This is a genomic window from Saccharothrix espanaensis DSM 44229 (genome assembly GCF_000328705.1).
Lineage (GTDB): Bacteria > Actinomycetota > Actinomycetes > Mycobacteriales > Pseudonocardiaceae > Actinosynnema > Actinosynnema espanaense.
The window spans coordinates 7,910,862-7,934,205 of record NC_019673.1 but is presented as its reverse complement, the minus strand read 5'-3'; the positions used below and the strand labels follow the sequence as shown (position 1 = coordinate 7,934,205).

Genomic DNA, 23,344 nt, shown 5'->3' with positions numbered 1-23,344 from the left:
GGGCACGCCGTGGTGCACGCATACATCCTCATCCAGACCGAGGTCGGAAAGGCAGCCGCCGTCGCGGCCGAGATCTCCGGGATCCCCGGCGTGGCCACCGCGGAGGACGTCACCGGCCCGTACGACGTGATCGTCCGCGCCGAGGCCGACACCGTCGACCAGTTGGGCCAGCTGGTGGTCGCCCGCATCCAGAACGTCGAGGGCATCACCCGAACACTGACCTGCCCGGTGGTCCACCTGTAGGTCCGTGTTGTCATAGCCGGGTGGCACAGGAATCCGAACCCACGTCGCTGCTGCCCCGACCGCTGCTCGCCGTGGCCATCGGCCTGCCGGCGCTGCTCGCGGCGGGCGTGGCGGCCGTCGGGCTGTTGCTGGGCACCGGCGGCCAGGCCGAGCCCGCCGACCCCACGTCGGACCGCTCCGGTCCGCTCGCGCTCGTCCCGGTGCCCGCGCCCGCCGCGGCGGGCGAGGACTGCAAGGCGCTGCTGAGCAAGCTGCCGATGCAGCTGGTGTCCCACGGGGCGACGCTGCCCCGGCGCGACTTGGCCGCCCCGGCGCCGGTCGGCGCGGTGGCGTGGGGTGACGCGAAGCACGAGCCGATCGTGCTGCGCTGCGGCCTCGACCGGCCCGGCGAGCTCAACCAGACCTCGGAGCTGCGCATCATCTCCGACGTCCAGTGGCTGGTGCTCACCGAGGGCGGCAACTCCACCTGGTACGTCGTGGACCGCCCGGCGTACGTGGCGCTCACCGTGCCGTCCGACGCGGGCACAGGCCCGTTGCAGGACATCTCCACCACCATTCGCGACACGCTGCCCGCCGTTCCCGTGAACACCCGCGGCTGACCGCGCACGGCACCCGTAAGGCGTCCGCAGGCGGCACCGAGCCCTGTTCGTGGCACCGTGCCCAGTTCGGCTGGACGTCCGGCACCGGAAGCCTGCCGAACAAGCCCCTTCGCGGGAACCCCGGAACGGCGGAAACCCCAGAACGACGGCAACCCCAGAACGATGGAAACCCGGACGACGGCAACCCGGAACGACAGCACCCCAGAACGACGGAAGGCCCCGGGAACGGGTTCCCGGGGCCTTCCGCAACGCTCAACCGAACGCGGTCTCAGCCGCGAACCACCTTGCCCGCCTTCAGGCACGAGGTGCAGACGTTCAGCCGCTGCCGCTGCGAAGCGGAAACCTTCGCGCGCACGGTCTGGATGTTCGGGTTCCACCGGCGATTGGTCTTCCGGTGGGAGTGCGAGACCGACTTGCCGAAGCCCGGCCCCTTGCCACAGACGTCGCACACGGCAGCCACGTCAGCCACTCCTTAAGGTTTGTCCTTCGGTACTCACGCCCCGGCGGGCGCGCAAGCGTGCACAAGCCTCAGCCGGGCATGGCAACCACGTCAGGGTAGCCGGTGGGCCGCGACGCCACCAAACCGGGTCGAATACCCTCCCCGCCATGCAGGTACTCGACGCGGTCGCGGTGCGCCAGTGGGCGGACGCCTGCGTCCGATCCCTGGACGCCAACCGCGACGAGATCGACCGCATCAACGTCTTCCCGGTGCCCGACGGCGACACCGGCACCAACCTGTCGCAGACCATGCGGTCCGCGCAGGACTCGCTGCTCAGGGCCCCGGCGGACTCGGTCGGCCAGGCCCTCGCCGCACTCGCCCGGGGCGCGTTGGCCGGTGCCCGCGGCAACTCCGGGGTGATCCTGTCCCAGGTGCTGCGCGGGCTCGCCGAAGCCGCCCAGGGCGCGTCCACGGCCGGCGGCCAGGCGATGCGCAACGCCCTGCGCCGCGCCGACGAACTCGCCACCGCCGCGGTCTCCCGGCCCGTGCCCGGCACCGTGCTCACCGTCCTGCACGCCGCCGCGGAAGCCGCCCGCGACTGCCCGTCCGACGCCTTGGACGACGTGGTCACCGCCGCCGCGAGAGCCGGCGCCGAGGCGCTCGCCGAGACCCCGCGCCAACTGGCCGTGCTGGCCCGCGCGGGCGTCGTCGACGCGGGCGGGCGGGGCCTGGTCGTGCTGCTGGACAGCCTCGCCGCGGTGATCACCGGCCGGCCGGTGGAGCCCGCCGCCCGGCCGAGCCCGGCGCGCACCGCCGAAGCCCTCACCACCGCCCGCGAGTCCGGGTCGGCCGAGTACGAGTACGAGGTCATGTACCTGCTCGACGGCTCGCCCGACGCCGACGCCCTCAAGCAGCGGCTCGCCACCCTGGGCGACTGCGTCTCGGTGGTCGGCGACGGCGCCGACCTGTGGACCGTCCACGTGCACTGCAACGACATCGGCGCGGCCATCGAGGCCGGTGTCGAACAGGGCCGGCCGCACCGGATCACGGTCGCCCGGTTCGCCGACCAGTTCGCCGCGCAGGCCCCCCGGTTCGTCCGCGACCGCGCGGTCATCGTGCTGGTCGAGGGCGCGGGGGCGGTGGAGCTGTTCCGCTCCGAGGGCGCGGTGGTAGCCGCGCCCACCGCCGACCCGGCCGACCTGCTCGCCGTCGTGGTGAGCACCCGCGCCCGGCACGTCACCGTGCTGCCCGGCGACCCGGACCTGCGCGCGCCGCTGGACGTAGTGGTCGCGCAGGCCGCCGACGCGGGCCAGGACGTGGTCGTCGTGCCGACCTCCTCGCCGGTGCAGGCGTTGGCCGCGCTGGCCGTGCACGACGCGTCCCGCCGGCCCGGCGACGACGTGGTGGCGATGGCCGAGGCCGCCGCCGCGACCCGGCGCGGCGAGCTGCGGGTCTCCGAACGCGAGGCGATCACCTGGGTCGGCCGCTGCCGCCCCGGCGACCTGCTCGGGATGCTCGACGGCGAGGTCGTCGCGGTCGAACCCGGCCCGGCCGACGTCGGCGCGCTGGCCCGCCGGCTGGTCGACCGGATGCTGGCCGGCGGCGGCGAGCTGGTCACCGCGCTGCTCGGCGAGGACGCGCCGGAGGGCCTCGCCCAGGTGCTGGAGGAGCACCTGCGCATCGCCCATCCGGAGGTTGATCTGGCGGCGTATCAAGGTGGACAGCCCGGCGCCGTCCTCATTGTCGGCGTGGAGTAGTTGAATAGGCCGGGATGACGACCTTCGACGAAAAGCTGGTGTCGGTGCTCGGCAAGAAGAGCGCCGACGCGCTGGAGAGCGGTCTCGGACTGACCACGGTCGGCGAGCTGCTGCGGCACTACCCGCGCCGCTACGACGAACGCGGCAAGCTCACCGAGATCAAGGGCCTGGAGCTGGGCGAGCACGCCACGGTCCAGGCCAGGGTGAAGAGCGCCCGGCAGCGCCGGATGAAGAGCCGCAGCGGCGAACTGCTGGAGGCGGTGATCACGGACGGCTCGTCCGACCTGCACCTGGTGTTCTTCGGGCGCGGGTCGCGCGCCGTCGAGCGTGAGCTGCTGCCCGGCCGCGAGGCGATGTTCGCCGGCAAGGTCGGCATGTTCAACGGCAAGCTCCAGCTCGCCCACCCCGACTACCAGGTGCTCGACGCCGAGACCGACGGGAGCGCCGCCAAGTTCGCGGGCGCGTTCATCCCGGTCTACCCGGCGGCGCAGGGCATCCAGTCGTGGAACGTGTCCAACTGCGTCGAGCAGGTGCTCGCGCTGTGGGACGGCGTGGCCGAGGACCCGCTGCCCGCCGACCTGCGCGAGGAGCGCGGCCTGGTGTCGCTGGAGAAGGCGCTGCGCGACATCCACCGGCCCGACGGGTGGGCCGCGATCACCGTCGCGCAGCAGCGGCTCAAGTGGGACGAGGCGATGGCCGTGCAGCTCGCCCTGGCCCAGCGCCGCCGCTCCGCCACCGCCCGCCCCGCCCCCGCCTGTCCGCCCAGACCGGGCCTGGTCGCCGACGCCTTCGACGAGCGGCTGCCCTTCGAGCTCACCGCCGGCCAGCGCGAGGTCGGCGAGCGGATCTCCGCCGACCTGTCCGCCGAGCAGCCGATGAACCGGCTGCTCCAGGGCGAGGTCGGCTCCGGCAAGGCCCAGCCGCTGGACGCCCTGGTGCTCACCCCCGAGGGCTTCGTGGCCATGGGCGACCTTCAGGTCGGCGACCAGGTGATCACCCAGGACGGCAGCCCTACCGAGGTGACCGGCGTCTTCCCGCAGGGCGAGCGCGAGGTGTTCCGGGTGGTGCTCTCCGACGGCAAGTCCGTCGAGTGCGACCTGGAACACCTGTGGGCCACCCACGACGGCGAGGTGCGGACCCTGCGCGAGATCCGCGACGACCTGCTGCGCGACGACCCGCGCAACCACGGCGGCGCGCCCCGCTGGCGGCTGCCGATGGTCGTCGCGCCGGACGTCGACTGCGTCGAGCTGGCCCCGGTCAAGGAGCGGCACGAGCTGCTGCAGGGGCTGCTCAGCACCGGCGGTGCGTGCGACGGGGTGGACGTGGTGTTCCGCACCGAGTCCGAGAACCTCGCCGACTACGTCAGCGAGCTGGCCGAGTCGCTGGGCGGCACCGGCGTGGTGGGCTACGGCTACGAGCAGCACGAGGTCGTCGTGCGGCTGCCTGAGGAGTTCCCGCCGTTCCGGGACGCGCTGGACCGCACCGCGCCGCCCGTGCGGTACGTCGAACGGGTCGAGTTCGTCGGCGTGAAGCCGGTCCAGTGCATCTCCGTCGCCCACCCGTCCCGGCTCTACGTGACGGACCACTTCGTCGTCACCCACAACACGATGGTCGCCCTGCGCGCGATGCTCCAGGTCGTGGACGCGGGCCGGCAGGCCGCCATGCTCGCGCCCACCGAGGTGCTGGCCGCGCAGCACGCCCGGTCGCTGCGCGACCTGCTCGGCGACCTGGGCCAGGCGGGCGAGCTGGGCGGGGCCGAGCACGCCACCCGGGTCACCCTGCTGACCGGCTCGATGCCGACCGCGCAGCGCAAGAAGGCCCTGCTGGAGATCGTCACCGGCGAGGCCGGCGTGGTCGTCGGGACGCACGCCCTCATCCAGGACAAGGTCGAGTTCCACGACCTGGGCCTGGTCGTGGTGGACGAGCAGCACCGGTTCGGCGTCGAGCAGCGGGCGGCCCTCAGCGGCCGCGCCGGCGGCTCCACACCGCACGTGCTGGTGATGACCGCGACCCCGATCCCGCGCACGGTCGCGATGACGGTCTACGGCGACTTGGAGGTCTCCGCGCTGCGCGAGCTGCCGCAAGGCCGCTCGCCGATCAGCACCTCCGTGGTGCCGATGGCGGAGAAGCCGGCGTGGCTGGACCGGGCCTGGCAGCGCATCCGCGAAGAGGTCGGCAACGGCCACCAGGTGTACGTGGTCTGCCCGCGCATCGGCGACGGCGAGTCCGAGGGCTCGTCCGGCGACGAGCCGCCCAAGGACGACACGTCCGACCGCCGACCGCCGCTGGCCGTCGTGGACGTGGCCCAACGCCTGGCCGAAGGCCCGTTGCAGGGGCTGCGCGTCGACATCCTGCACGGCCGGATGCCACCGGACGAGAAGGACGCCGTGATGCGGGCCTTCGCGGGCAACGAGGTGCAGGTCCTGGTCGCCACCACGGTGGTCGAGGTCGGCGTGAACGTCCCGAACGCCACCGTCATGGTGATCATGGACGCCGACCGCTTCGGCGTCAGCCAGCTGCACCAGCTGCGCGGCCGGGTCGGCCGGGGCAGCGCGCCCGGCCTGTGCCTGCTGGTCACCGAGATGCCCGATGGGACCGCCACGATGGCCCGGCTGCGCGCCGTGGAATCCACCCTGGACGGGTTCGAACTCGCCCAGCTCGACCTGGAGCTGCGCCGCGAGGGCGACATCCTGGGCGCCGCCCAGTCCGGCACCCGGTCGGGCCTGAAGATGTTGTCGCTGCTGCGCGACGAGGACGTGATCGCCGAAGCCCGGATCGTCGCGACCCAGGTCGTGGACGCCGACCCGGAGCTGGCCGCCCACCCGGGGCTGGCGTCGCTGGTGGCCGGCCTGCTCGACGAGGAACGGGCGGAATACCTGGAGAAGGCCTAGATGCGCGTCCTGTCGCCCACCCGCAGCCGTGCCCCGGAACTGGAACGGGCCCGCGAGCAAGCGCGCGCCCTGCGCGCCGCCCGCCCCGACGTCCGGGACAAGGTCGTCAAGTCGCTGCTGCCCACCTGGCTGACCAAGCAGTACCTGTCCTCGCTCAAGCGGGCGGGCGCGGTCATGGTGGCGGCCGGCCTCGCGTCATACGCCGCCAACCTCGACGCCCCCTGGTACTACCACGCGGTCGACGTCCTGCTGTTGGTCCTGGGCCTGGCGACGCTGTGGGGCGTCCTGATCGAGATCCGCACCCGGCGGGTCGAGGCGACCAGGCTGCGCGAACACGGCCCGGACGAGTACGACACGCTCGAAGACGCGGGCGTGCGCGTCGCCACCAGGCCGTGGTGGCGCAACCTGCTGGGCCGGCTGTTCGACCTGGCGGTGCTGGCCCTGCCGGTGCTGGTGGCCGTGCGCGCCTGGTCGGCCGGCGACTGGCTGGGCGGCCTCGCCGCCATCGCCGCGATCGGCTGCGTGGTGGCCGCGACGGTGTACTACCTGCTCGCCGCGCGCGAGGTGGGCCGGTGGCGGCAGGACTTCCTCATCCAGGAACGCCTCACCCTGCCGCCGGTGCGCGAGGACTGGCAAGTCCTGCTGGGCTGACGCCCCGCCGGACTCGTCCTCCGGCCGGGCTGACCGGCGGCCGGGCCGACCGGCTGGGGTATCGTCGCCGAACTGTGCGCCGCCTGCTGCTCGCCCTGACCTCGACCGCACTGGTCCTGTCCGCGCCGGCCGCCTGCTCGTCCGGGCCCGGCGAGAGCACGACGACCCCGCCGCCGAGCTCACCGCCCAAGGGCGATGTGGCCGTCTTGGCGGAACGCCTCGACCAACGCCGCACCGAACTCAAGACCGCCCGCTTCCACACCGAGGGCTTCGCCACCGACGGCAACGCCACCGAGGTGCGCAACACCATCGACGGCACCCTCCGCCAAGACCCGGACGGCATCACCGGCTCGATGGCCATGCAGATGGCCACCGGCGGCCAGAACCGCAAGATGGACATGGTCATGACCCGCGACGGCCTCTACGTGCACGTCGACGGCGCCCCCATGCCCGAGGGCAAGAAGTGGGGCTTCTACACCCGCCAGAACAGCGGCGACGTCGACGCCCTCCTGCGCGGCTTCGGACCGGGCGCGACGGTCGGCGCGGAACTCGACTACGTGCAGCCCCGCGCGGCCCTGATCGTCAACCGCGCCGCCGAGCAGCTCGACGGCACCCCGACCACCCGCTACGACCTCGTGGTCGACCCGATGAAGATGGCGAAGGTCATCGAGAACCCGGACATTCAGCTCCAGCACACCCAGCTGGCCGAGTTCGGCATCACCATCCGGGCCGTGGTGTGGGTGGACGACACCGGCGCACCCCAGAAGGCGGAGTACCGCTTCGAACTGGACGGCAAGGTCGTCAAGCAGTCGACCACCCGCTTCACCGAGTGGGGCCAACCGTTCGACTTCCCGACCCCCGCCCCCGCCGAGGTCGTCCCCGCCGACCAACTCCCGAAGTAACCCAGACAACCGGCACCGGCAACCGGCACCGGCAACCCGCACCCCCGCCAACCAAGTTCACGCCCGGCGCGCCGGACCGCCGTACGCCGGCACCCACCGGCGAGGCGCTGTCCACCGCCCCGCGCCACGGCGACGCCGGCTGTCACGCCCACGAACGCAGACCGGCCACCTACCGCCGGGACAGGGGTCGGTCGGGCTCAGGTGCGCCCGGCGCAGGGTCGGTCGGTGAAGCGGTCAGTCAGTGCGGGGGACCGGTAGCTGGGTGGTGGGTTCTTCGCTGTCCGCGCCGGAGCGGGAGCCGGCCTCGGACGACTGCGCCGACGACTCGTCGGCGTCGTTCTCGGCGTCCAACGGCAGCAGGGTCGCCACAGCCTTGGAGACCGCGTCCTGGGCAGCCGCGAACTGCTCGGCCAGCGCCTTGTGCACGGTGTGCAGCTCCGTCAGCTTCTGGTCGGCGGCCGTGATGCGGCGGTCGGCGTGCGTGTCGGCATCGGTGATCGTCTTCTCCGCCTTGGCCGCCGCCTCGCTGACCGTCTTCTCGGCGAGCGCGTTGGCGTCCGCGACCGTCTTCTCGGCCAGGCTGGTGGCCTCGGTGACGGACTTCTCCGCCTGGCTGTTCGCGTCGGCGATCGTCTTCTCGGCGTGCGCGTTCGCCTCGGTGACCGTCCGGTCGGCCTGGGCTGTGGCCTCGGCGAGGGTCTTCGCGGCCTGGGCGTCGGCGTCGGACGTGGTCTTCTCCGCGTAGCCGTTGGCGTCGGCGACGGCCTTCTCGGCCTTGGCCAGCGCCTCCGACTCCAGTTCGGCGATCTGCTTGTCCGACTCGGCGCGCAGCGCGCCGACCTCGGCCCGCGCCACCTCCAGCAGCCGGGCGGCCTCGGCTTTGGCCTCCACGACGTGCCCCTCGTGCTCCTTGCGGAGCGTGGTGCGCAGCTCGTCGTACTCCTTGTCGAGCTCGTCGTGGTAGCCCTTGTACTTGGCGTCCAGTTCGACCCGGCGCTCGTCCAGCGCCGTGCTCTTGGCCTCGAACTCGGCCGTCACCCGCTCGCGGTCGGCCCGCGTCTCGGCGAGCAGCGTCTCGTGCTCGGCGGTCAGCTTGGTCCGGAGCTCCTCGTGCGAGCGCTCCAGCTCGGCCCGGCGGTCCTGGTACTGCTTCTCCAGGTCGGCCGCCCGCTTCTGGAAGCCCGCCTCGAGCTGCTTGCGGCGCTCTTCGAGGTCGCTCATGGCCCGCTGGTGCATCGCCCGGCCCTCGGCGGCGAACCGCTCGGCCTCCGCACGGGTCGCGTTGGCCTGGTCGACCGCGCCCTTGCGGATGTCGGCGATCTCCTCCTCGGCCAACGTCATCATCACGCGCACCCGCTCGGTGACGTTCGACGCGCTGACCGGGCTGGAGGCCAGGTTGCCGAGCTGGGCCTTGACCTTGTCGAGCTCGGCCCGGGTGGTGCTGAGGAGCTTGGAGAGTTCGGCGACCTGGGCTGCCGCGGCGTCGCGTGATCTGTTGGAGTTGTTGAGGTCGAACTGGAGACGGGTCACGCGCTCGTTGACCTGTTTTTGGTTGTACCCGCGCAGAACAACATCGAAGTGGGTACGGGCAGCAGGCTGCCCTGTCCCTTCAGCCCCGGCCATATGTCCAACCCTACCGAGAAGTCGACACGGTCCGTCACCCGATGCAGCGAACGCACTGTAACGGCTCGGTGATTGTCCGCTCACGGCGACGATATGGCCACCCGATTGTGAGGAGTCCTCGGACCTGCGGTGTTGTGCCCGTCGGCGATGGTCCGGTCGGCCGCCTCGTCAGCCGGGATCGATCGCCCGCCGACGCCCGTTCGCCATCCGTGCAGTGGCCGAGCTAACGGTTGGCGGAGTGGCCGAGCGGGAATCGGTGGAGCGGACTCCGGCGGTGCCGGACGGAACCCAGGTCCGCCACCGGTGAACCTGGGGTCCGGAGTCCGGAGAACCGGGAAACGGTGAGGTGGTCGGTGCGGAGTCGGGTGATCGGTGTGCGGGGTGTTGCGCCGCGCCTCCGGTCGGTACGCCCTGACCGGTCGGAAGCGCGACGGCGCGCCCACTCGCCGTGGGGTTCGGGCACCTGGCCCGATGGGTGGCTCTGTCGGCTGGGATCGGACCTCGGGGCGTTCGAGGGCGATTCCGCCGCGCCGGCTCTCTCTGTCATGCACATCTCCTCTCGGTCGGTTCGGGTGGTTGGCGGCAGTGGGTCGTGCCCGTCAAGTATCGAACACGCGTTCGATCGCCCGCAAGATCACTTTCGGGTGAACGCCGGTGCCGACTCCCGGCCGCCCCCGCCGGAAATGTGAGCCCGCCGTCAGGGGGCTGCGCCGAGCCGGCGCGCAGGGGACAATCCACGGGCCGCGCCCCAGGTCGGACCGCCCTTGACCGGGTGAGTGAACGATCACGATGACGTCCGTCACGTGAGATGGAACTCCCGAGGGGCGGGACACGCACGGTAACGTGCCTTGATTGACCGCCGAGTGACCTGGGAGGGAACGCCGAATGTTCCGCAAGGTTCTTGTCGCCAACCGCGGCGAGATCGCGATCCGGGCTTTTCGCGCTGCCTACGAGCTGGGCGCCGGTACGGTTGCCGTCTTCCCCCACGAGGACCGCAATTCACTGCACCGGCTGAAGGCCGACGAGTCCTACGAGATCGGCGAGGCCGGTCACCCCGTGCGCGCGTACCTCTCCGTGGACGGCATCGTGCAGGCGGCCCTCAAAGCCGGCGCGGACGCGGTCTACCCCGGCTACGGTTTCCTGTCGGAGAACCCCGAACTGGCCAAGGCCTGCGCCGAGGCCGGGATCACGTTCGTCGGCCCGCCCTCGGACGTGCTGGAGCTGACCGGCAACAAGGCGCGCGCCATCGCCGCCGCCCGCGAGGCCGGGCTGCCGGTGCTCCGGTCCAGCGCGCCGTCCAGCGACGTCGGAGACCTGCTCGAAGCCGCCAAGGACATCGACTTCCCGGTGTTCGTGAAGGCCGTCGCCGGTGGCGGTGGTCGCGGCATGCGCAAGGTCGACGAGCCCGCCGGGCTGCGCGAGGCGCTGGAGGCGGCCTCCCGCGAGGCCGAGTCGGCGTTCGGCGACCCGACCGTGTTCCTGGAGCAGGCCGTGGTGGAGCCCCGCCACATCGAGGTGCAGATCCTCGCCGACGGCGAGGGCAACGTCATCCACCTGTTCGAGCGGGACTGCTCGGTGCAGCGCCGGCACCAGAAGGTCATCGAGATCGCGCCCGCCCCGAACCTCGACCCCGCGCTGCGGGACCGCATGTGCGCCGACGCGGTGAAGTTCGCCCGGCACATCGGCTACCGCAACGCGGGCACCGTCGAGTTCCTGCTAGACCCGCGCGGCAACTACGTTTTCATCGAGATGAACCCGCGCATCCAGGTGGAGCACACGGTCACCGAAGAGGTCACCGACGTCGACCTGGTGCAGTCGCAGATGCGCATCGCCTCCGGCGAGTCCCTCGACGACCTGGGCCTGAGCCAGGACACCGTGCACCTGCGCGGCGCGGCCCTCCAGTGCCGCATCACCACCGAGGACCCGGCCAACGGCTTCCGCCCCGACACCGGCATGATCAGCGCCTACCGCTCGCCGGGCGGCTCGGGCATCCGGCTCGACGGCGGCACGACCGGCGCGGGCACCGCGATCGGCGCGCACTTCGACTCCATGCTGGTGAAGCTCACCTGCCGCGGCCGCACGTTCTCCGCCGCCGTGGCACGGGCCCGTCGCGCGGTCGCCGAGTTCCGCATCCGCGGCGTGTCCACGAACATCCCGTTCCTCCAGGCGGTCCTGGACGACGAGGACTTCTACGAGGGCCGCGTCACCACGTCGTTCATCGAGAAGCGCCCGCACCTGTTGACCGCACGGCACTCCGCCGACCGCGGCACGCGGCTGCTGACCTACCTCGCGGACGTCACGGTGAACCTGCCCAACGGCGCGCGCCCGGCCGCCGTGGACCCCAAGGACAAGCTGCCTCCGGTCGACCTGTCGGTCGAGCCGCCGGCGGGTTCCAAGCAGAAGCTCACCGAGCTGGGTCCGGAGGGTTTCGCGCGCTGGCTGCGCGAGTCGAAGGTGCTCGGCGTCACCGACACGACGTTCCGTGACGCGCACCAGTCGCTGTTGGCGACACGAGTACGCACCAAGGACCTGCTCGCCGTAGCGCCGTACGTGGCGCGCCTTACGCCGCAGCTGCTGTCCCTTGAGGCGTGGGGCGGTGCGACCTACGACGTGGCGTTGCGGTTCCTCGCCGAAGACCCGTGGGAGCGTCTCGCCGCGCTGCGGGAGGCCGTACCCAACATCACGCTCCAGATGCTGCTGCGCGGCCGTAACACGGTGGGCTACACGCCGTACCCGGAAGCCGTGACCAACGCGTTCGTCGAAGAGGCGACCAAGACCGGCATCGACATCTTCCGCATCTTCGACGCCCTCAACGACGTGGAGCAGATGCGTCCGGCGATCGAGGCCGTGCGGGAGACCGGGACGGCCGTCGCCGAGGTGGCGCTGTGCTACACGGCCGACCTGTCGAACCCGGACGAGCGCCTGTACACGCTGGACTACTACCTGAAGCTGGCGGAGCAGATCGTCGGCGCGGGTGCGCACGTGCTGGCCGTGAAGGACATGGCGGGTCTGCTGCGCCCGCCGGCCGCCGCACGGCTGGTCACCGCGTTGCGCAAGGAGTTCGACCTCCCCGTGCACCTGCACACGCACGACACGGCGGGCGGTCAGCTGGCGACGTACCTGGCGGCCATCCAGGCCGGTGTGGACGCCGTGGACGGCGCTGCGGCGTCGATGGCGGGCACGACGTCGCAGCCGCCGCTGTCGGCGATCGTGGCGGCCACGGACTACACCGAGAACGAGACCGGCTTGGACCTCCAGGCGGTGTGCGACATCGAGCCGTACTGGGAGGCCGTGCGCAAGGTGTACGCGCCGTTCGAGTCCGGCATCCCCGGTCCGACCGGTCGCGTCTACAACCACGAGATCCCCGGTGGTCAGCTCTCGAACCTGCGCACCCAGGCGGTGGCGCTCGGCCTCGGCCAGAAGTTCGAGGAGATCGAGGCCATGTACGCCGCGGCCGACCGGATGCTGGGCCGGCTGGTGAAGGTGACCCCGTCGTCCAAGGTCGTCGGCGACCTGGCGCTGCACCTGGTGGGCGCGGGCGTGTCGCCCAAGGACTTCGAGGCGGAGCCGAACAAGTTCGACATCCCGGCGTCGGTGGTCGGGTTCCTGTCCGGCGAGCTGGGTGACCCGCCCGGCGGCTGGCCGGAGCCGTTCCGCAGCAAGGCGTTGCAGGGCCGGGCCGCGCCGAAGGGCGTGGCGGAGCTGACCGACGAGGACCGCGCGGGTCTGGCGGAGAACCGCCGCGCCACGTTGAACCGCCTGCTGTTCCCCGCGCCGACCAAGGAGTTCGAGGCGCACCGGGACGCGTACGGCGACACCAGCGTGCTGCGCAGCAAGGACTTCTTCTACGGCCTGCGGCCGGGGGAGGAGTACTCGGTCGACTTGGAGCCCGGCGTGCGGCTGCTGATCGGCTTGGAAGCGATCGGCGAGGCCGACGAGCGCGGCATGCGCACCGTCATGGCGACGCTCAACGGCCAGTTGCGCCCGATCCAGGTGCGCGACCGCTCGATCGCGGCCGAGATCCCGGTGGCGGAGAAGGCCGACCGGACGAACGCCGGGCACGTGGCCGCGCCGTTCGCGGGTGTCGTCACGCCGAACGTCGAGGAGGGTGACGAGGTCGACGCCGGCCAGACGGTGGCGACCATCGAGGCGATGAAGATGGAGGCCGCGATCACCGCGCCGAGGGCCGGTCGGATCAAGCGCCTCGCCGTGCGCGGTGTGCAGCAGGTGGAAGGCGGCGACCTGCTGATCGTGCTCGAATAGCGCTCTCGTGCACGCGGGCCGGGCATCCCACTGGGGTGTCCGGCCCGCGTGCGTCGTGAGGGCTTCCGGTCCCGGTATTCCACGTGGGCGCGAAGTCCGGCTTGGGAGGTGTGCCGTCGGAAGAGTCCCAGGTGGACGGTCCGGTGGCCGGTTCGGGCGGCTCCGGTGAGGATGACCGGGACGATCCGCGGGGCAGGCGACGGCCGCGCGGTCGCCGTCCCCGGCCAACGTCACTCGACCGGTTGATCTTCCCGACCTCGGGAACCCCCGGGCCGGGACGGCCGTTGGAGGAGCCATGAAGAAGGTCACCGCAGCGCTGCTCGGCGTGGCGGCGGGAGCGGTCGCGTGGGCGTTGCGCGACCTGCCCGTCGCGCTGGGCGGCTCACCGCGCGGGGAACGCGTCCGGCGCTCCCCGCAGTTCCGCGACGGCAGGTTCCGCAACGCCGCGCCGACCCGGACCCTGCCGCCGGGCGGTGCCCGGGACATGGCGCGGGAGCTGCTGTTCGGTGGCCAGCGGCGGCACCCGGTCGGGCCGGTCCCGCTGGTGCCCGCGGTGCCGGCCGGCACCGCCGACGGGCTGCACATCACCTGGTACGGGCACGCCTCCACGCTGATCGAGATCGACGGCGCGCGGATCCTGCTCGACCCGGTGTGGAGCGAGCGCTGCTCGCCGTCGCGGGCGGTCGGGCCCAAGCGGCTGCACCCGGTGCCGCACGCCCTGTCCGAGGTCGGCCCGGTGGACGCGGTGGTCATCTCGCACGACCACTACGACCACCTCGACCTGCCGACCGTGCGGGAGCTGACCCGCGCGGGCGACGCGGTCTTCGTGGTGCCGCTGGGCATCGGCGCGCACCTGCGCCGGTGGCGGGTGCCCGAGGAGCGGATCGTCGAGCTGGACTGGGACGAGTCGCACGAGGTGGCCGGCATCCGACTGGTCGCCTCGCCGGCGCAGCACTTCTCCGGCCGGGGGCTGCGGCGCGACACCACGCTGTGGGCCTCGTGGGCGATCGTGGGTCCGCGGCACCGCGTGTACTACAGCGGTGACACGGGCTACTTCGACGGCTATCGGAAGGTCGGGGCGGAGTACGGGCCGTTCGACGCCTCGCTGATCCAGATCGGCGCGTACGGGCCGGACTGGCCGGACATCCACATGACGCCCGAGGAAGGTGTGGCGGCGCACCGCGACGTCCGGGGCGGGCTGTTGATCCCGGTGCACTGGGCGACGTTCAACCTGGCGTTCCACGACTGGGCCGAGCCGGTCGACCGGGTCTGGCGGGAGGCGAAGGCCTGGGAGATCCCGTTGGCGGTGCCGCGGCCGGGCGAGAGGATCGACGTGGCGGATCCCCCGGCGGTCGACGGATGGTGGCAGGCGCTCGCATGACGACAGCGGTGAGGACAGCGGTGGTGACCGGTGGCGGCACCGGGATCGGCAAGGCGATCGCGGCCGAGTTGGTGGCGCGCGGCCTGGAGGTGGTGATCACCGGGCGGCGGGCGGAGGTGCTGGCGTCGGCGGCCGAGGAGGTCGGCGCGCGGGCGGTGGCCTTCGACGCGGCCGACCCCCGGGCGGTCGAGGCGGCGCTGGCCGAGCTGCCGTCCACAGTGGACGTGCTGGTGAACAACGCCGGTGGCGCGGTCGACGGCGAGGACCTGCGCGACCGGTGGCTGGCCAACTACGAGGCGAACGTGGTGACGGCCGTCCTGGTGACGACGGCGCTGGAGCCGAGGTTCGCCGACCAGGCCCGGGTGGTGACGATCGGCTCGATCGCCGGGCGGCGCGGCGGCGGGGCCTACGGCGCGGCGAAGGCGGCGGTGGAGGCGTGGACGGCGGAGTTGGCGTTCACCCTGGGCGGGCGCGGCATCACGGCGAACGTGGTGTCGCCGGGGTACGTGGAGGACACCGAGTTCTTCGGCGACCGGATGACGGCGCAACGCCGGGAGACCCTGGTCTCGCAGACGGCGAACGGCCGTCCGGGGACGCCGGCGGACGTGGCCGCGGCGGTCGCGTTCCTGACCTCGCCGGAGGCCGGCCACATCACCGGCCAGGTGATCGCGGTGAACGGAGGTGCCGCTCTGGGCCGTTGACCCGGCGGGCCCGCGGTCCGTCGACAGCGCGCGGCGGTCTGCTGGTGTGAACGCTCCTCGGGTTATCAGGGCTTCGATGGCGGTGGTCGGTCGCGCACGGTGGACCGGTGATCGCACCTATGTACCCGATCGAGCGACAGTCATTGGTCCGAACGAGTAATACGGGCGACGAGCTGGGCACCGGGCGCTGTCGTCGGAGCACAATCCGGTCACCACAACCGGAGGGGGCCGACGGCTGTGCCACGAGGAGAAAGTCCGCTGGAACCCGACGGGTCGGCGTTGACCGACTTCGCGCTGGACCTGCGTCGGCTGCGCACGCGGGCCGGAACGCCGAGCTACCGGCAACTCGCCCGATGGGCGCTCTACTCGCCCACCACGCTGTCCGACGCGGCCGGCGGCAAGAAGCTGCCGAGCCTGGCGGTCACGACCGCTTTCGTGCGCGCGTGCGGCGGCGACGAAGCCGAGTGGGCCCGCCGGTGGCGCGAACTGAGCACCGAACTGGCCGAAACGCCCACCCCGGGCGACGGTGACACCGCGCCGTACCCGGGCCTGGCACCCTACGAGGCCGATGACGCGGCATGGTTCCACGGCAGGCACAGCCTGGTCGGGGAGGTGGTCGCCAAGGTCGCCGAGCGGCGGTTCACTGCCGTGTTCGGGGCGTCCGGCGCGGGCAAGTCGTCGCTGCTGCGCGCGGGGCTGGTGCCCCGGCTGGCCGCGGCCGGGGCGCGGATCGCGCTGTTCACGCCCGGCGCGGATCCGTTCGGCGAGTGCGCGGCGCACCTGGCGCGGTGGTTGGGCACGACGGCCGGTGTGGTCCGGGCGGAACTGGTGGCCGATCCGGGCAACCTGCACCGGCTCGTCCGCCAGGCGTTGGTGGCCGGGCCGCCGGACCGGCAGGTCGTGCTGGTGGTCGACCAGTTCGAAGAGCTGTTCACGCTGTGCGGCGACCAGCCGACCCGGTCGGCGTTCGTCGCCGCGCTGGTCCGGGCCTCCCGGGCGGACGACGGTCGCTGCCGGGTCGTGCTCGGTGTCCGCGCCGACTTCCGCGGCCGCTGCCTGCGCGAGGGCGAGCTGGCCGCGGTCCTCACCGGCGGTCAGGTCGACATCGGGCCGATGACGGTCGAGCAGTTGCGGTGCGCGATCGTCGAACCGGCCAAGCTCGCCGGCTGCGTGGTGGAGGGTGCGCTGGTCGCGGCCCTGGTCGCCGAGGTCCACGGCCGGATCGGCGTCCTGCCGCTGCTGTCGCACGCCCTGCGGGAGACGTGGGTGCGGCGCAAGGGCAACACGCTCACGCTCGCGGGGTTCCAGCGGACCGGCGGCATCGACGGCGCATTGGCCAAGTCCGCCGAAGCGGTCTACTCCGCGCTCGACGAACCCCGGCGCGCGGTGGCGAAGGACCTCCTGCTGCGGATGGTGGCCTCGGGCGACGAGGGCGAGGACACCCGGCGGCGGGTGGACCGCGCCGAGCTGGACGCCGGCGGGGACGTCGACGCGGTCCTGGGCGAGCTCGCCGCGGCGCGGCTCGTGGTGCTGTCCGGCGACCGGGCCGAGATCACCCACGAGGCACTGATCGACGCGTGGCCCCGACTGCGGGACTGGCTGGACGAAGACCGCGACGGGCGGCGCGCCCACCGCAGCCTCACCGTCGCCGCGACCCTGTGGCGGCACCACCAGCGCGATCCGGACCTGTTGTTACGCGGCAGCCCGCTGGCGCAGGCGGCGGAGTGGGCGCGGACCCGTGGCGGCCTCAACCGGGTGGAGCGGGAGTTCCTCGACGCGGGCATGTCCGCCGACCGCAGCGAGCGGTCCCGGCGACGCCGGGACGCGCGGGTCGTGCGGGCGCTGGCCGCGCTGGTCGTGGTGTTCGCCGTCTTCGCCGCGCTGACCGCGATCTACGCCACGAACACCCAGCGCGCCGCGACCCGGCAGCACACCATCGCGCTCGCCGACGACGCCATCGAGACCGCCGCCCGGCTGACCGACTCGGACCCGGAGCTGGCCGCCGGGCTGCTGCTCGCCGCCTACCGCCTGAACCCGTCCGAGCAGACGACGAACGCGCTGGTGAGCGCGTCGGGGCTGGTCAGCGGGACCGGTCTGGCCGAGGCGACGGGTTCCCTGGTGACGACCGCCGGGAACGGCCGGCTCGCCGCGGTGTCGCGGCGGGCGGCGGACGTCACCATCCTGGTCGGCCTGTCCGGGGACAGCGCCACACCGGTCGGGTCGATCCCCGGCGGCCAGGCGGAGCCGGTCTTCAGCGCGGACTCCCGGATGGTCGCCACCGGGGACCGCGACGGGATCCGGCTGTCGGGCATCGGCGACCCCGCGCGGCCGGTCGAGCTGGGCACCATCCCGGGCCGGCAGCGGGCCGTGCGGTTCAGCCCGGACAGCGGGCTGCTGGTCACCGTCGACGTGACGCCGGTGACCAGGGGCGGCGAGACGCGCTGGGTGCCCGGCCGGCTGGGTCGGCTGTGGGACGTGCGCGACCCGCGTGAACCGCGTCAACTCGGTGCGCTGACCGGCGCCAACTCGCTGTTCGAGTTCAGCGGGGACGGCCGGCTGCTCGTCACGCTCGACCTGGAGGGTGCCGCCGGCACGCCTTACGACCAGGACCTGGAGATCTGGGACGTCTCCGCACCCGAGTCGCCGAGGGTGGTCGGCCGAGTGGACAGCGAGGCGGTCGGCTCGATCAGCGCGGTGGCGTTCGCCGGCTACCGGGGACTGGTCGTGGGTGACCTGACCGGCGGGGTCACCTTCTGGAACCTCGCCGACCCGGCGGCCCCGCGCATGGTCGTCCTCAACGCCGCCCACCAGGGCGGGGTGAACGCCGTGGCGGTGAGCCCGGACCAGCGGGCGGTGGTGACCGTGGGGTCGACCGGGGACCTCGTGCAGTGGACGTTCCCGAAACCCCAGGAGCTGCGCCGCAAGTCCGACGCGGTGCGGGTCGGCTCCGGGGTCACCGGGCTGCGGTTCGCCCCGGACGGGCGCAGCGTCCACGCGCTCAAGCACACGTCGTTGATCAGCGCGATCCGCTGGAACCTCGAAGCCGATCAGGCCGTCGCGGTGGCCTGCGCGGCGCCGTCGGTGAGCCTGACCCCGGCCGAGTGGAACACCTACTTCCCGGAGTTGTCCTACCGAAACCTCTGCTAGCCGACCCGCGAAGCCCACGCTGACGGCACGACCCGCGAAGCCCTCGCCGGTCGCCCCGCCCGGAAAGCCCGCCCGGAAAGCCCGCGCCGGCTGCCCACGCCCGGCTGCCCGGTGGGGCGTGCCACTGAAGGGAGTCGCCGGCACCGGGGGCGGGGTTCGGTGAACCGAACCCAGTGCCGCCGCCCCGGGTCGTCGGGCGGCGGGCGTCCGCGTCGCGCGGGGGTCGGGTGGTGGGTGTCCGGCGTTGCCGCCGGTGGTCGGGGCGGGGCGGCCTGCGACCATGGGCGGGTGACCAGGATCGTCGCGGGCGTCGCCGGTGGGCGTCGGCTGCAAGTGCCGCCGCGGGGCACCCGACCCACCTCGGACCGGGTGCGCGAGGCGTTGTTCAGCTCGCTGGAAGCCCTGATCGACCTCGACGGGGCCCGGGTGCTCGACCTGTACGCCGGGTCCGGCGCGCTGGGTTTCGAGGCGCTGTCGCGGGGTGCGGTCTCGGCGGTGTTCGTCGAGTCGGACAAGCGGGCGGCCGACGTGCTGCGGGCCAACGCGCGGGCGCTCGGCCTGCCGGGTGCGACCGTGGTCAACCGGTCCGCCGAGTCCGCCGTGGCCGACCCGGCCGACCAGCCGTGCGACGTGGTCTTCGCCGACCCGCCCTACGCGGTGACCGACGAACAGCTCGGGCTGGTGCTCGACGGGCTGGTCCGGCACGGCTGGTTCGCCGACGGCGCGCTGGCCATCGTGGAGCGCGCGGCGCGCAGCCCTGAACCGATCTGGCCTGGTGCGCTGGAATCCTTGCGCAGCAAGCGATACGGCGACACAGCGCTGTACTGGGCGGAGTACCGTGGTGCCCTCGGGTGATGCCGACCACGCGCCGGAGTGGGCGCGTCCGATCGGGTGCTACCGTCCGAAACCATGACGCGTGCCGTGTGCCCCGGCTCCTACGACCCGGCCACCAACGGACACCTGGACATCATCGGCAGAGCGGCGAAGCTCTTCGACGAGGTCGTCGTCGCCGTGCTCATCAACAAGAACAAGAAGACCCTGTTCTCCGTCGAGGAGCGCACCGAGATGCTCCGCGAGGTCACCGCGCAGTGGCCCAACGTGCGGGTCGACTCGTGGCACGGCCTGCTGGTCGACTACTGCCTGGAGAACGACATCCAGGCCATCGTCAAGGGTCTGCGCGCGGTCAGCGACTACGACTACGAGCTCCAGATGGCCCAGATGAACCACCAGCTCACCGGGGTGGAGACGCTGTTCATGCCGACCAACCCGGTCTACAGCTTCCTGGCCAGCTCGCTGGTCAAGGACGTGGCGACCTACGGCGGCGACGTGTCGACGCTGCTGCCGCCGTCGATCCTGGCCCGGCTCACCCAGCGGCTCGCCGAACGCCGCTGACCGGTCACGGCGGGTTCACCCCATCGTGGTCGATTCCTCACTCGACGTGATTACCGTTCGAGGCATGAGCGAGATCACATCGCGTGGCGCCAAGGCGCTGCTCTCCCTGCTGCTGGTCCTCGTCGGCACCTTCACCCCCGTCTCGCAGGCCCCGGCCGTCGCCGCGCCGGCGTCCGCCGGGCTCGCCGCGCTCCAGGCGGCGTGCGGTGACACCTCCGGGTTCCGCCGGGTCGCCCTGTCCGGGCTGCCCGCCCAGGCCACCGACACCGTCCGGCTGATCCAGCGCGGCGGTCCCTACCCGTACCCGCAGGACAACCAGACCTTCCAGAACCGGGAGCGGATCCTGCCGGCGTGCGCTTCCGGCTACTACCGCGAGTACACGGTGAAGACGCCCGGCAGCTCCACGCGCGGCGCGCGGCGGATCGTGACCGGCAACGCGTCGCCGAAGCTCTACTTCTACACCGCCGACCACTACGCGAGCTTCGTGCTGGTCGACGTCTCCCGCTGAGCCGCCGGGCCGCCGCCGCGACCGACCTCCGCCGGGGTGTCACCCGGAGGGGTGGGGACACGCCCTGCCGATCTACCCGCGGCCGGGTGATCGGCAGGGCACACTGGGACGGGTACCGCTGTGTGGGCGTGGGGAGTGTGCCGTGTACCGGGTGTTCGAGGCCCTCGACGAGCTGGTCACGATCGTCGAGGAAGCGCGTGGCGTGCCGATGACCTCCGGGTGCGTCGTGCCGCGTGGTGACGTGCTCGAACTGCTCGACGACGTGCGCGACGCGATCCCGGCGGAGCTGGACGACGCCCAGGACGTGCTCGACCACCGCGACGAGCTGGTCGGCAAGGCCCAGCACGAGCTGGAGGCGAGCACCAGCAAGGCCCGGTCCGACGCCGAGCGGATGGTCGCCGAGGCGCAGCACGAGGCCGAGCGGATGCTGTCCGAGGCCCGGTCGCGGGCCGAGCGGATGGTGGCCGAGGCGCAGGACCAGGCCGAGCGGACGATCTCCGCGGGCCGCCAGGAGTACGAGGACCTGGTGGGTCGCGCGCACGCCGAGGCCGACCGGATGGTGCAGGCCGGCCGCGCCAACTACGAGCGGGCGATCGAGGAGGGCCGGGCCGAGCAGGCCCGCCTGGTCGACCAGACCGAGGTCGTGCAGGCCGCGCACGCCGAGTCGGCCCGGGTGCTCGACGGCGCGCAGTCCGAGGCCATCCGGCTGCGCAGCGAGTGCGACGCCTACGTGGACGGCAAGCTGGCCGACTTCGAGGACCTGCTGGCCCACACGCTCCGCTCGGTCGGCAAGGGCCGCTCGCACCTGCGCGGTCCGGGGGTGGCCGGTGCCGCCGCCCCGTTCGACTACCACGAGACCGCCCGCTCCTGACCGCCCGGCCGGCCGCCCGCGGCCGGCCCGGACACCCGATCGGACCAGTCCGGACCTGCCGATTTCACGTCAGCGCCGGTTGTCCCGTACCCTTGACCGGCTGGCCGTGGTAAGTCACCCGTCGGCAAACACCAAACATCATGCCTGAGCACCGTCACGCGTCCACGCGTTCCACAGCCACCGGGCCCTGGGTCATCGACACCAGGGACCTCGGTCGTCGCGCGGGTTCATCCCGCGCCTACAAGCGCTCGGTGCCCGCGGAAGGTCTCGGCCTGCTCGGCGTGATCGCGGTGCCCCCGGGTGGTGTCGTCGAACTCGACCTCCTGCTGGAGTCGGTGGTCGAGGGCGTGCTGGTGACCGGCACGGCCGCGACGGTGGTCGAAGGGGAGTGCTCGCGCTGCCTGGAACCGCTGTCGGCCGAGGTCGAGGTGGAGTTGACCGAGTTGTACGCCTACCCGGACAGCGCCACCGACGAGACCACCGAGGAAGGCGAGGTCAGTCGGTTGCACGACGACCTGGTCGACCTCGAACCGGTGGTGCGGGACGCCCTCGTCCTCGCGCTGCCGCAGGTGCCGCTGTGCTCGCCGGACTGCCTCGGGCTGTGCGTCGACTGCGGTGGCAGGCTGGCCGATCTCGGCCCCGATCACGGGCATGAGACGATTGACCCCCGGTGGGCCGCCCTTCAGGAGCGGTTCGACGGGAATCGTGACAATCCAGAGGAGAACTAGTCGTGGCCGTCCCGAAGCGGAAGATGTCGCGCTCGAACACGCGCTCGCGCCGCGCTCAGTGGAAGACCGCTGCCGTGCACCTGGTGGCCTGCTCGAACCGGGCCTGCCGCCAGCCGAAGCCGCAGCACGTCGCCTGCCCGGCTTGTGGCCAGTACGACGGCCGCCAGGTCGTCCAGCCGGCCTGATCCTCATCAAGGCGAAGGTAGCGTCGCACTGTGGGGGGTAGGTCGTCGCGCGGTCGGTCCGCCGACCGCGCCCCGTTGCTCGAAGCGCTCGGCGTCCCGGTGGACGCCGAGCTGCTGACGCTTTCCCTGACACACCGGTCGTACGCGTACGAGAACGGTGGACTCCCGCCGAACGAGCGGCTGGAGTTCCTCGGTGACGCCGTGCTCGGCCTGGTGGTCACCGATCACCTGTACCGGACCCATCCCGACCTGCCCGAGGGGCAGCTCGCGAAGCTCCGTGCCAGTGTGGTGAACATGCACGCGCTGGCGGGTGTGGCCAGGGGGCTGGGCGAGGACGGTCTGGGCGGGCACCTGCTGCTCGGTCGCGGCGAGGAGCTGACCGGCGGCAGGGACAAGGCGAGCATCCTCGCGGACGGCTTGGAAGCCGTCATCGGCGCGGTGTACCTCCAGTTCGGCATCGACACCGCGCGTCAACTCGTCCACCACCTCTTCGATCCGCTGCTGGCGGAAGCGCCGTTGCGCGGCGCGGGGTTGGACTGGAAGACCAGTTTGCAGGAGTTGACCGCATCGGCGGGGCTGGGCGTGCCCGAGTACCGGGTGGACGACCAGGGACCCGACCACCGCAAGGAGTTCACCGCAACGGTGCTCGTCGGTGGCAAGTCCCACGGCGCCGGCGATGGCAGCACGAAGAAGGAAGCCGAGCAGAAGGCGGCCGAGGCCGCCTACCGGGTGCTGTCGGAACGGGTTCGCGCGGAGCAGGAAGCCGCATCCGGGAACGGGCACGCACCGGGATCGGCTCCACCGCAGACTCCACCCACCGAGGAAGACTGACGCCGATGTATGCCACGAACGTCCGGACCAACCGGCGCGTGCGCGACCACCACCGCCACTCCCGACCGTTGAACGCCTCCCGCAGCGGTGGTATCCAGGGCCTCGTCCTGGTCCGCGACACCGCCCAGGCGGGCGGCTGGATGCTCAAGCCCACCAAGCCGCAGGCCGCCGCGTACGAGCTCCTGGAGGAGCTGGAAGCCGCCGCGGAGACCGACAACGAGGACTGACCCCG

The 23,344-nt window shown here is 72.5% G+C and carries 20 protein-coding genes; 18 read left to right on the top strand and 2 right to left on the bottom strand.

Annotated elements, in window-relative coordinates; genetic code table 11:
- Positions 1-9: 9 nt before the first annotated feature.
- A complete protein-coding gene (locus BN6_RS34605) occupies positions 10-243 on the top strand; it encodes an Lrp/AsnC family transcriptional regulator (RefSeq protein ID WP_015104517.1) in 234 nt (77 codons plus the stop codon).
- A 20-nt stretch (positions 244-263) separates the two neighbouring features.
- Positions 264-842 (top strand): DUF3515 domain-containing protein, encoded by a 579-nt coding sequence (locus tag BN6_RS34600; protein WP_015104516.1) that lies wholly within the window; start codon positions 264-266, stop codon positions 840-842.
- Between the two features lie 268 nt (positions 843-1,110).
- On the opposite strand, the gene rpmB is transcribed toward BN6_RS34600, so the two are convergent.
- Positions 1,111-1,302, bottom strand: coding sequence for a 50S ribosomal protein L28 (rpmB, locus tag BN6_RS34595; RefSeq protein WP_015104515.1), 192 nt, complete (start codon positions 1,300-1,302; stop codon positions 1,111-1,113).
- A gap of 146 nt (positions 1,303-1,448) precedes the next feature.
- On the opposite strand from rpmB, the gene BN6_RS34590 reads away from it, so the two are divergent.
- The 4 genes from BN6_RS34590 to BN6_RS34575 all read left to right on the top strand — a co-directional run bounded on the left by BN6_RS34590 (position 1,449) and on the right by BN6_RS34575 (position 7,482).
- Positions 1,449-3,038, top strand: coding sequence for a DAK2 domain-containing protein (locus tag BN6_RS34590; protein WP_015104514.1), 1,590 nt, complete (start codon positions 1,449-1,451; stop codon positions 3,036-3,038).
- Positions 3,039-3,052: 14 nt separating this feature from the next.
- Positions 3,053-5,929: a helicase-related protein gene (locus BN6_RS49325; protein ID WP_015104513.1), complete on the top strand. Its 2,877-nt coding sequence runs from the start codon at positions 3,053-3,055 to the stop codon at positions 5,927-5,929.
- Positions 5,930-6,580 (top strand): hypothetical protein, encoded by a 651-nt coding sequence (locus BN6_RS34580; protein ID WP_015104512.1) that lies wholly within the window; start codon positions 5,930-5,932, stop codon positions 6,578-6,580.
- A gap of 74 nt (positions 6,581-6,654) precedes the next feature.
- Positions 6,655-7,482: a hypothetical protein gene (locus BN6_RS34575; RefSeq protein WP_015104511.1), complete on the top strand. Its 828-nt coding sequence runs from the start codon at positions 6,655-6,657 to the stop codon at positions 7,480-7,482.
- A 234-nt stretch (positions 7,483-7,716) separates the two neighbouring features.
- Here BN6_RS34575 and BN6_RS34570 read toward each other — a convergent pair whose 3' ends face one another.
- The gene (locus BN6_RS34570) at positions 7,717-9,012 is read right to left on the bottom strand and encodes a hypothetical protein (RefSeq protein ID WP_197540217.1); all 1,296 of its coding nucleotides are present in this window, start codon (positions 9,010-9,012) and stop codon (positions 7,717-7,719) included.
- A 978-nt stretch (positions 9,013-9,990) separates the two neighbouring features.
- On the opposite strand from BN6_RS34570, the gene BN6_RS34565 reads away from it, so the two are divergent.
- From BN6_RS34565 to BN6_RS34510, 12 genes are all read left to right on the top strand, one after another.
- The gene (locus BN6_RS34565; RefSeq protein ID WP_015104509.1) at positions 9,991-13,368 is read left to right on the top strand and encodes a pyruvate carboxylase; all 3,378 of its coding nucleotides are present in this window, start codon (positions 9,991-9,993) and stop codon (positions 13,366-13,368) included.
- Positions 13,369-13,663: 295 nt separating this feature from the next.
- On the top strand, positions 13,664-14,749 hold the full coding sequence (locus BN6_RS34560) for an MBL fold metallo-hydrolase (RefSeq protein WP_015104508.1): 1,086 nt from the start codon (positions 13,664-13,666) through the stop codon (positions 14,747-14,749).
- Entirely contained in the window at positions 14,746-15,450 is a 705-nt protein-coding gene (locus BN6_RS34555) for an SDR family NAD(P)-dependent oxidoreductase (RefSeq protein WP_015104507.1), read from the top strand. The genes BN6_RS34560 and BN6_RS34555 overlap by 4 nt, the downstream gene beginning before the upstream one ends.
- Positions 15,451-15,687: 237 nt before the next feature.
- Positions 15,688-18,597: an nSTAND1 domain-containing NTPase gene (locus BN6_RS34550; RefSeq protein ID WP_015104506.1), complete on the top strand. Its 2,910-nt coding sequence runs from the start codon at positions 15,688-15,690 to the stop codon at positions 18,595-18,597.
- A gap of 288 nt (positions 18,598-18,885) precedes the next feature.
- The gene (rsmD, locus tag BN6_RS34545) at positions 18,886-19,452 is read left to right on the top strand and encodes a 16S rRNA (guanine(966)-N(2))-methyltransferase RsmD (protein ID WP_041315117.1); all 567 of its coding nucleotides are present in this window, start codon (positions 18,886-18,888) and stop codon (positions 19,450-19,452) included.
- A gap of 54 nt (positions 19,453-19,506) precedes the next feature.
- Entirely contained in the window at positions 19,507-19,989 is a 483-nt protein-coding gene (gene coaD / locus BN6_RS34540) for a pantetheine-phosphate adenylyltransferase (protein ID WP_015104504.1), read from the top strand.
- Positions 19,990-20,053: 64 nt separating this feature from the next.
- Positions 20,054-20,497, top strand: a complete 444-nt coding sequence (locus BN6_RS34535; RefSeq protein WP_041315115.1) for a ribonuclease domain-containing protein — start codon at positions 20,054-20,056, stop codon at positions 20,495-20,497.
- A 142-nt stretch (positions 20,498-20,639) separates the two neighbouring features.
- Positions 20,640-21,368: an ATP synthase subunit B family protein gene (locus tag BN6_RS34530; protein WP_015104502.1), complete on the top strand. Its 729-nt coding sequence runs from the start codon at positions 20,640-20,642 to the stop codon at positions 21,366-21,368.
- A 140-nt stretch (positions 21,369-21,508) separates the two neighbouring features.
- On the top strand, positions 21,509-22,096 hold the full coding sequence (locus BN6_RS34525) for a YceD family protein (RefSeq protein WP_015104501.1): 588 nt from the start codon (positions 21,509-21,511) through the stop codon (positions 22,094-22,096).
- Positions 22,097-22,098: 2 nt separating this feature from the next.
- On the top strand, positions 22,099-22,281 hold the full coding sequence (rpmF, locus tag BN6_RS34520) for a 50S ribosomal protein L32 (RefSeq protein WP_015104500.1): 183 nt from the start codon (positions 22,099-22,101) through the stop codon (positions 22,279-22,281).
- Between the two features lie 30 nt (positions 22,282-22,311).
- Entirely contained in the window at positions 22,312-23,112 is an 801-nt protein-coding gene (rnc, locus tag BN6_RS34515) for a ribonuclease III (RefSeq protein WP_015104499.1), read from the top strand.
- Positions 23,113-23,117: 5 nt separating this feature from the next.
- Complete coding sequence (locus BN6_RS34510; protein ID WP_015104498.1) at positions 23,118-23,339, top strand: hypothetical protein; 222 nt, start codon at positions 23,118-23,120, stop codon at positions 23,337-23,339.
- Positions 23,340-23,344 lie beyond the last annotated feature (5 nt).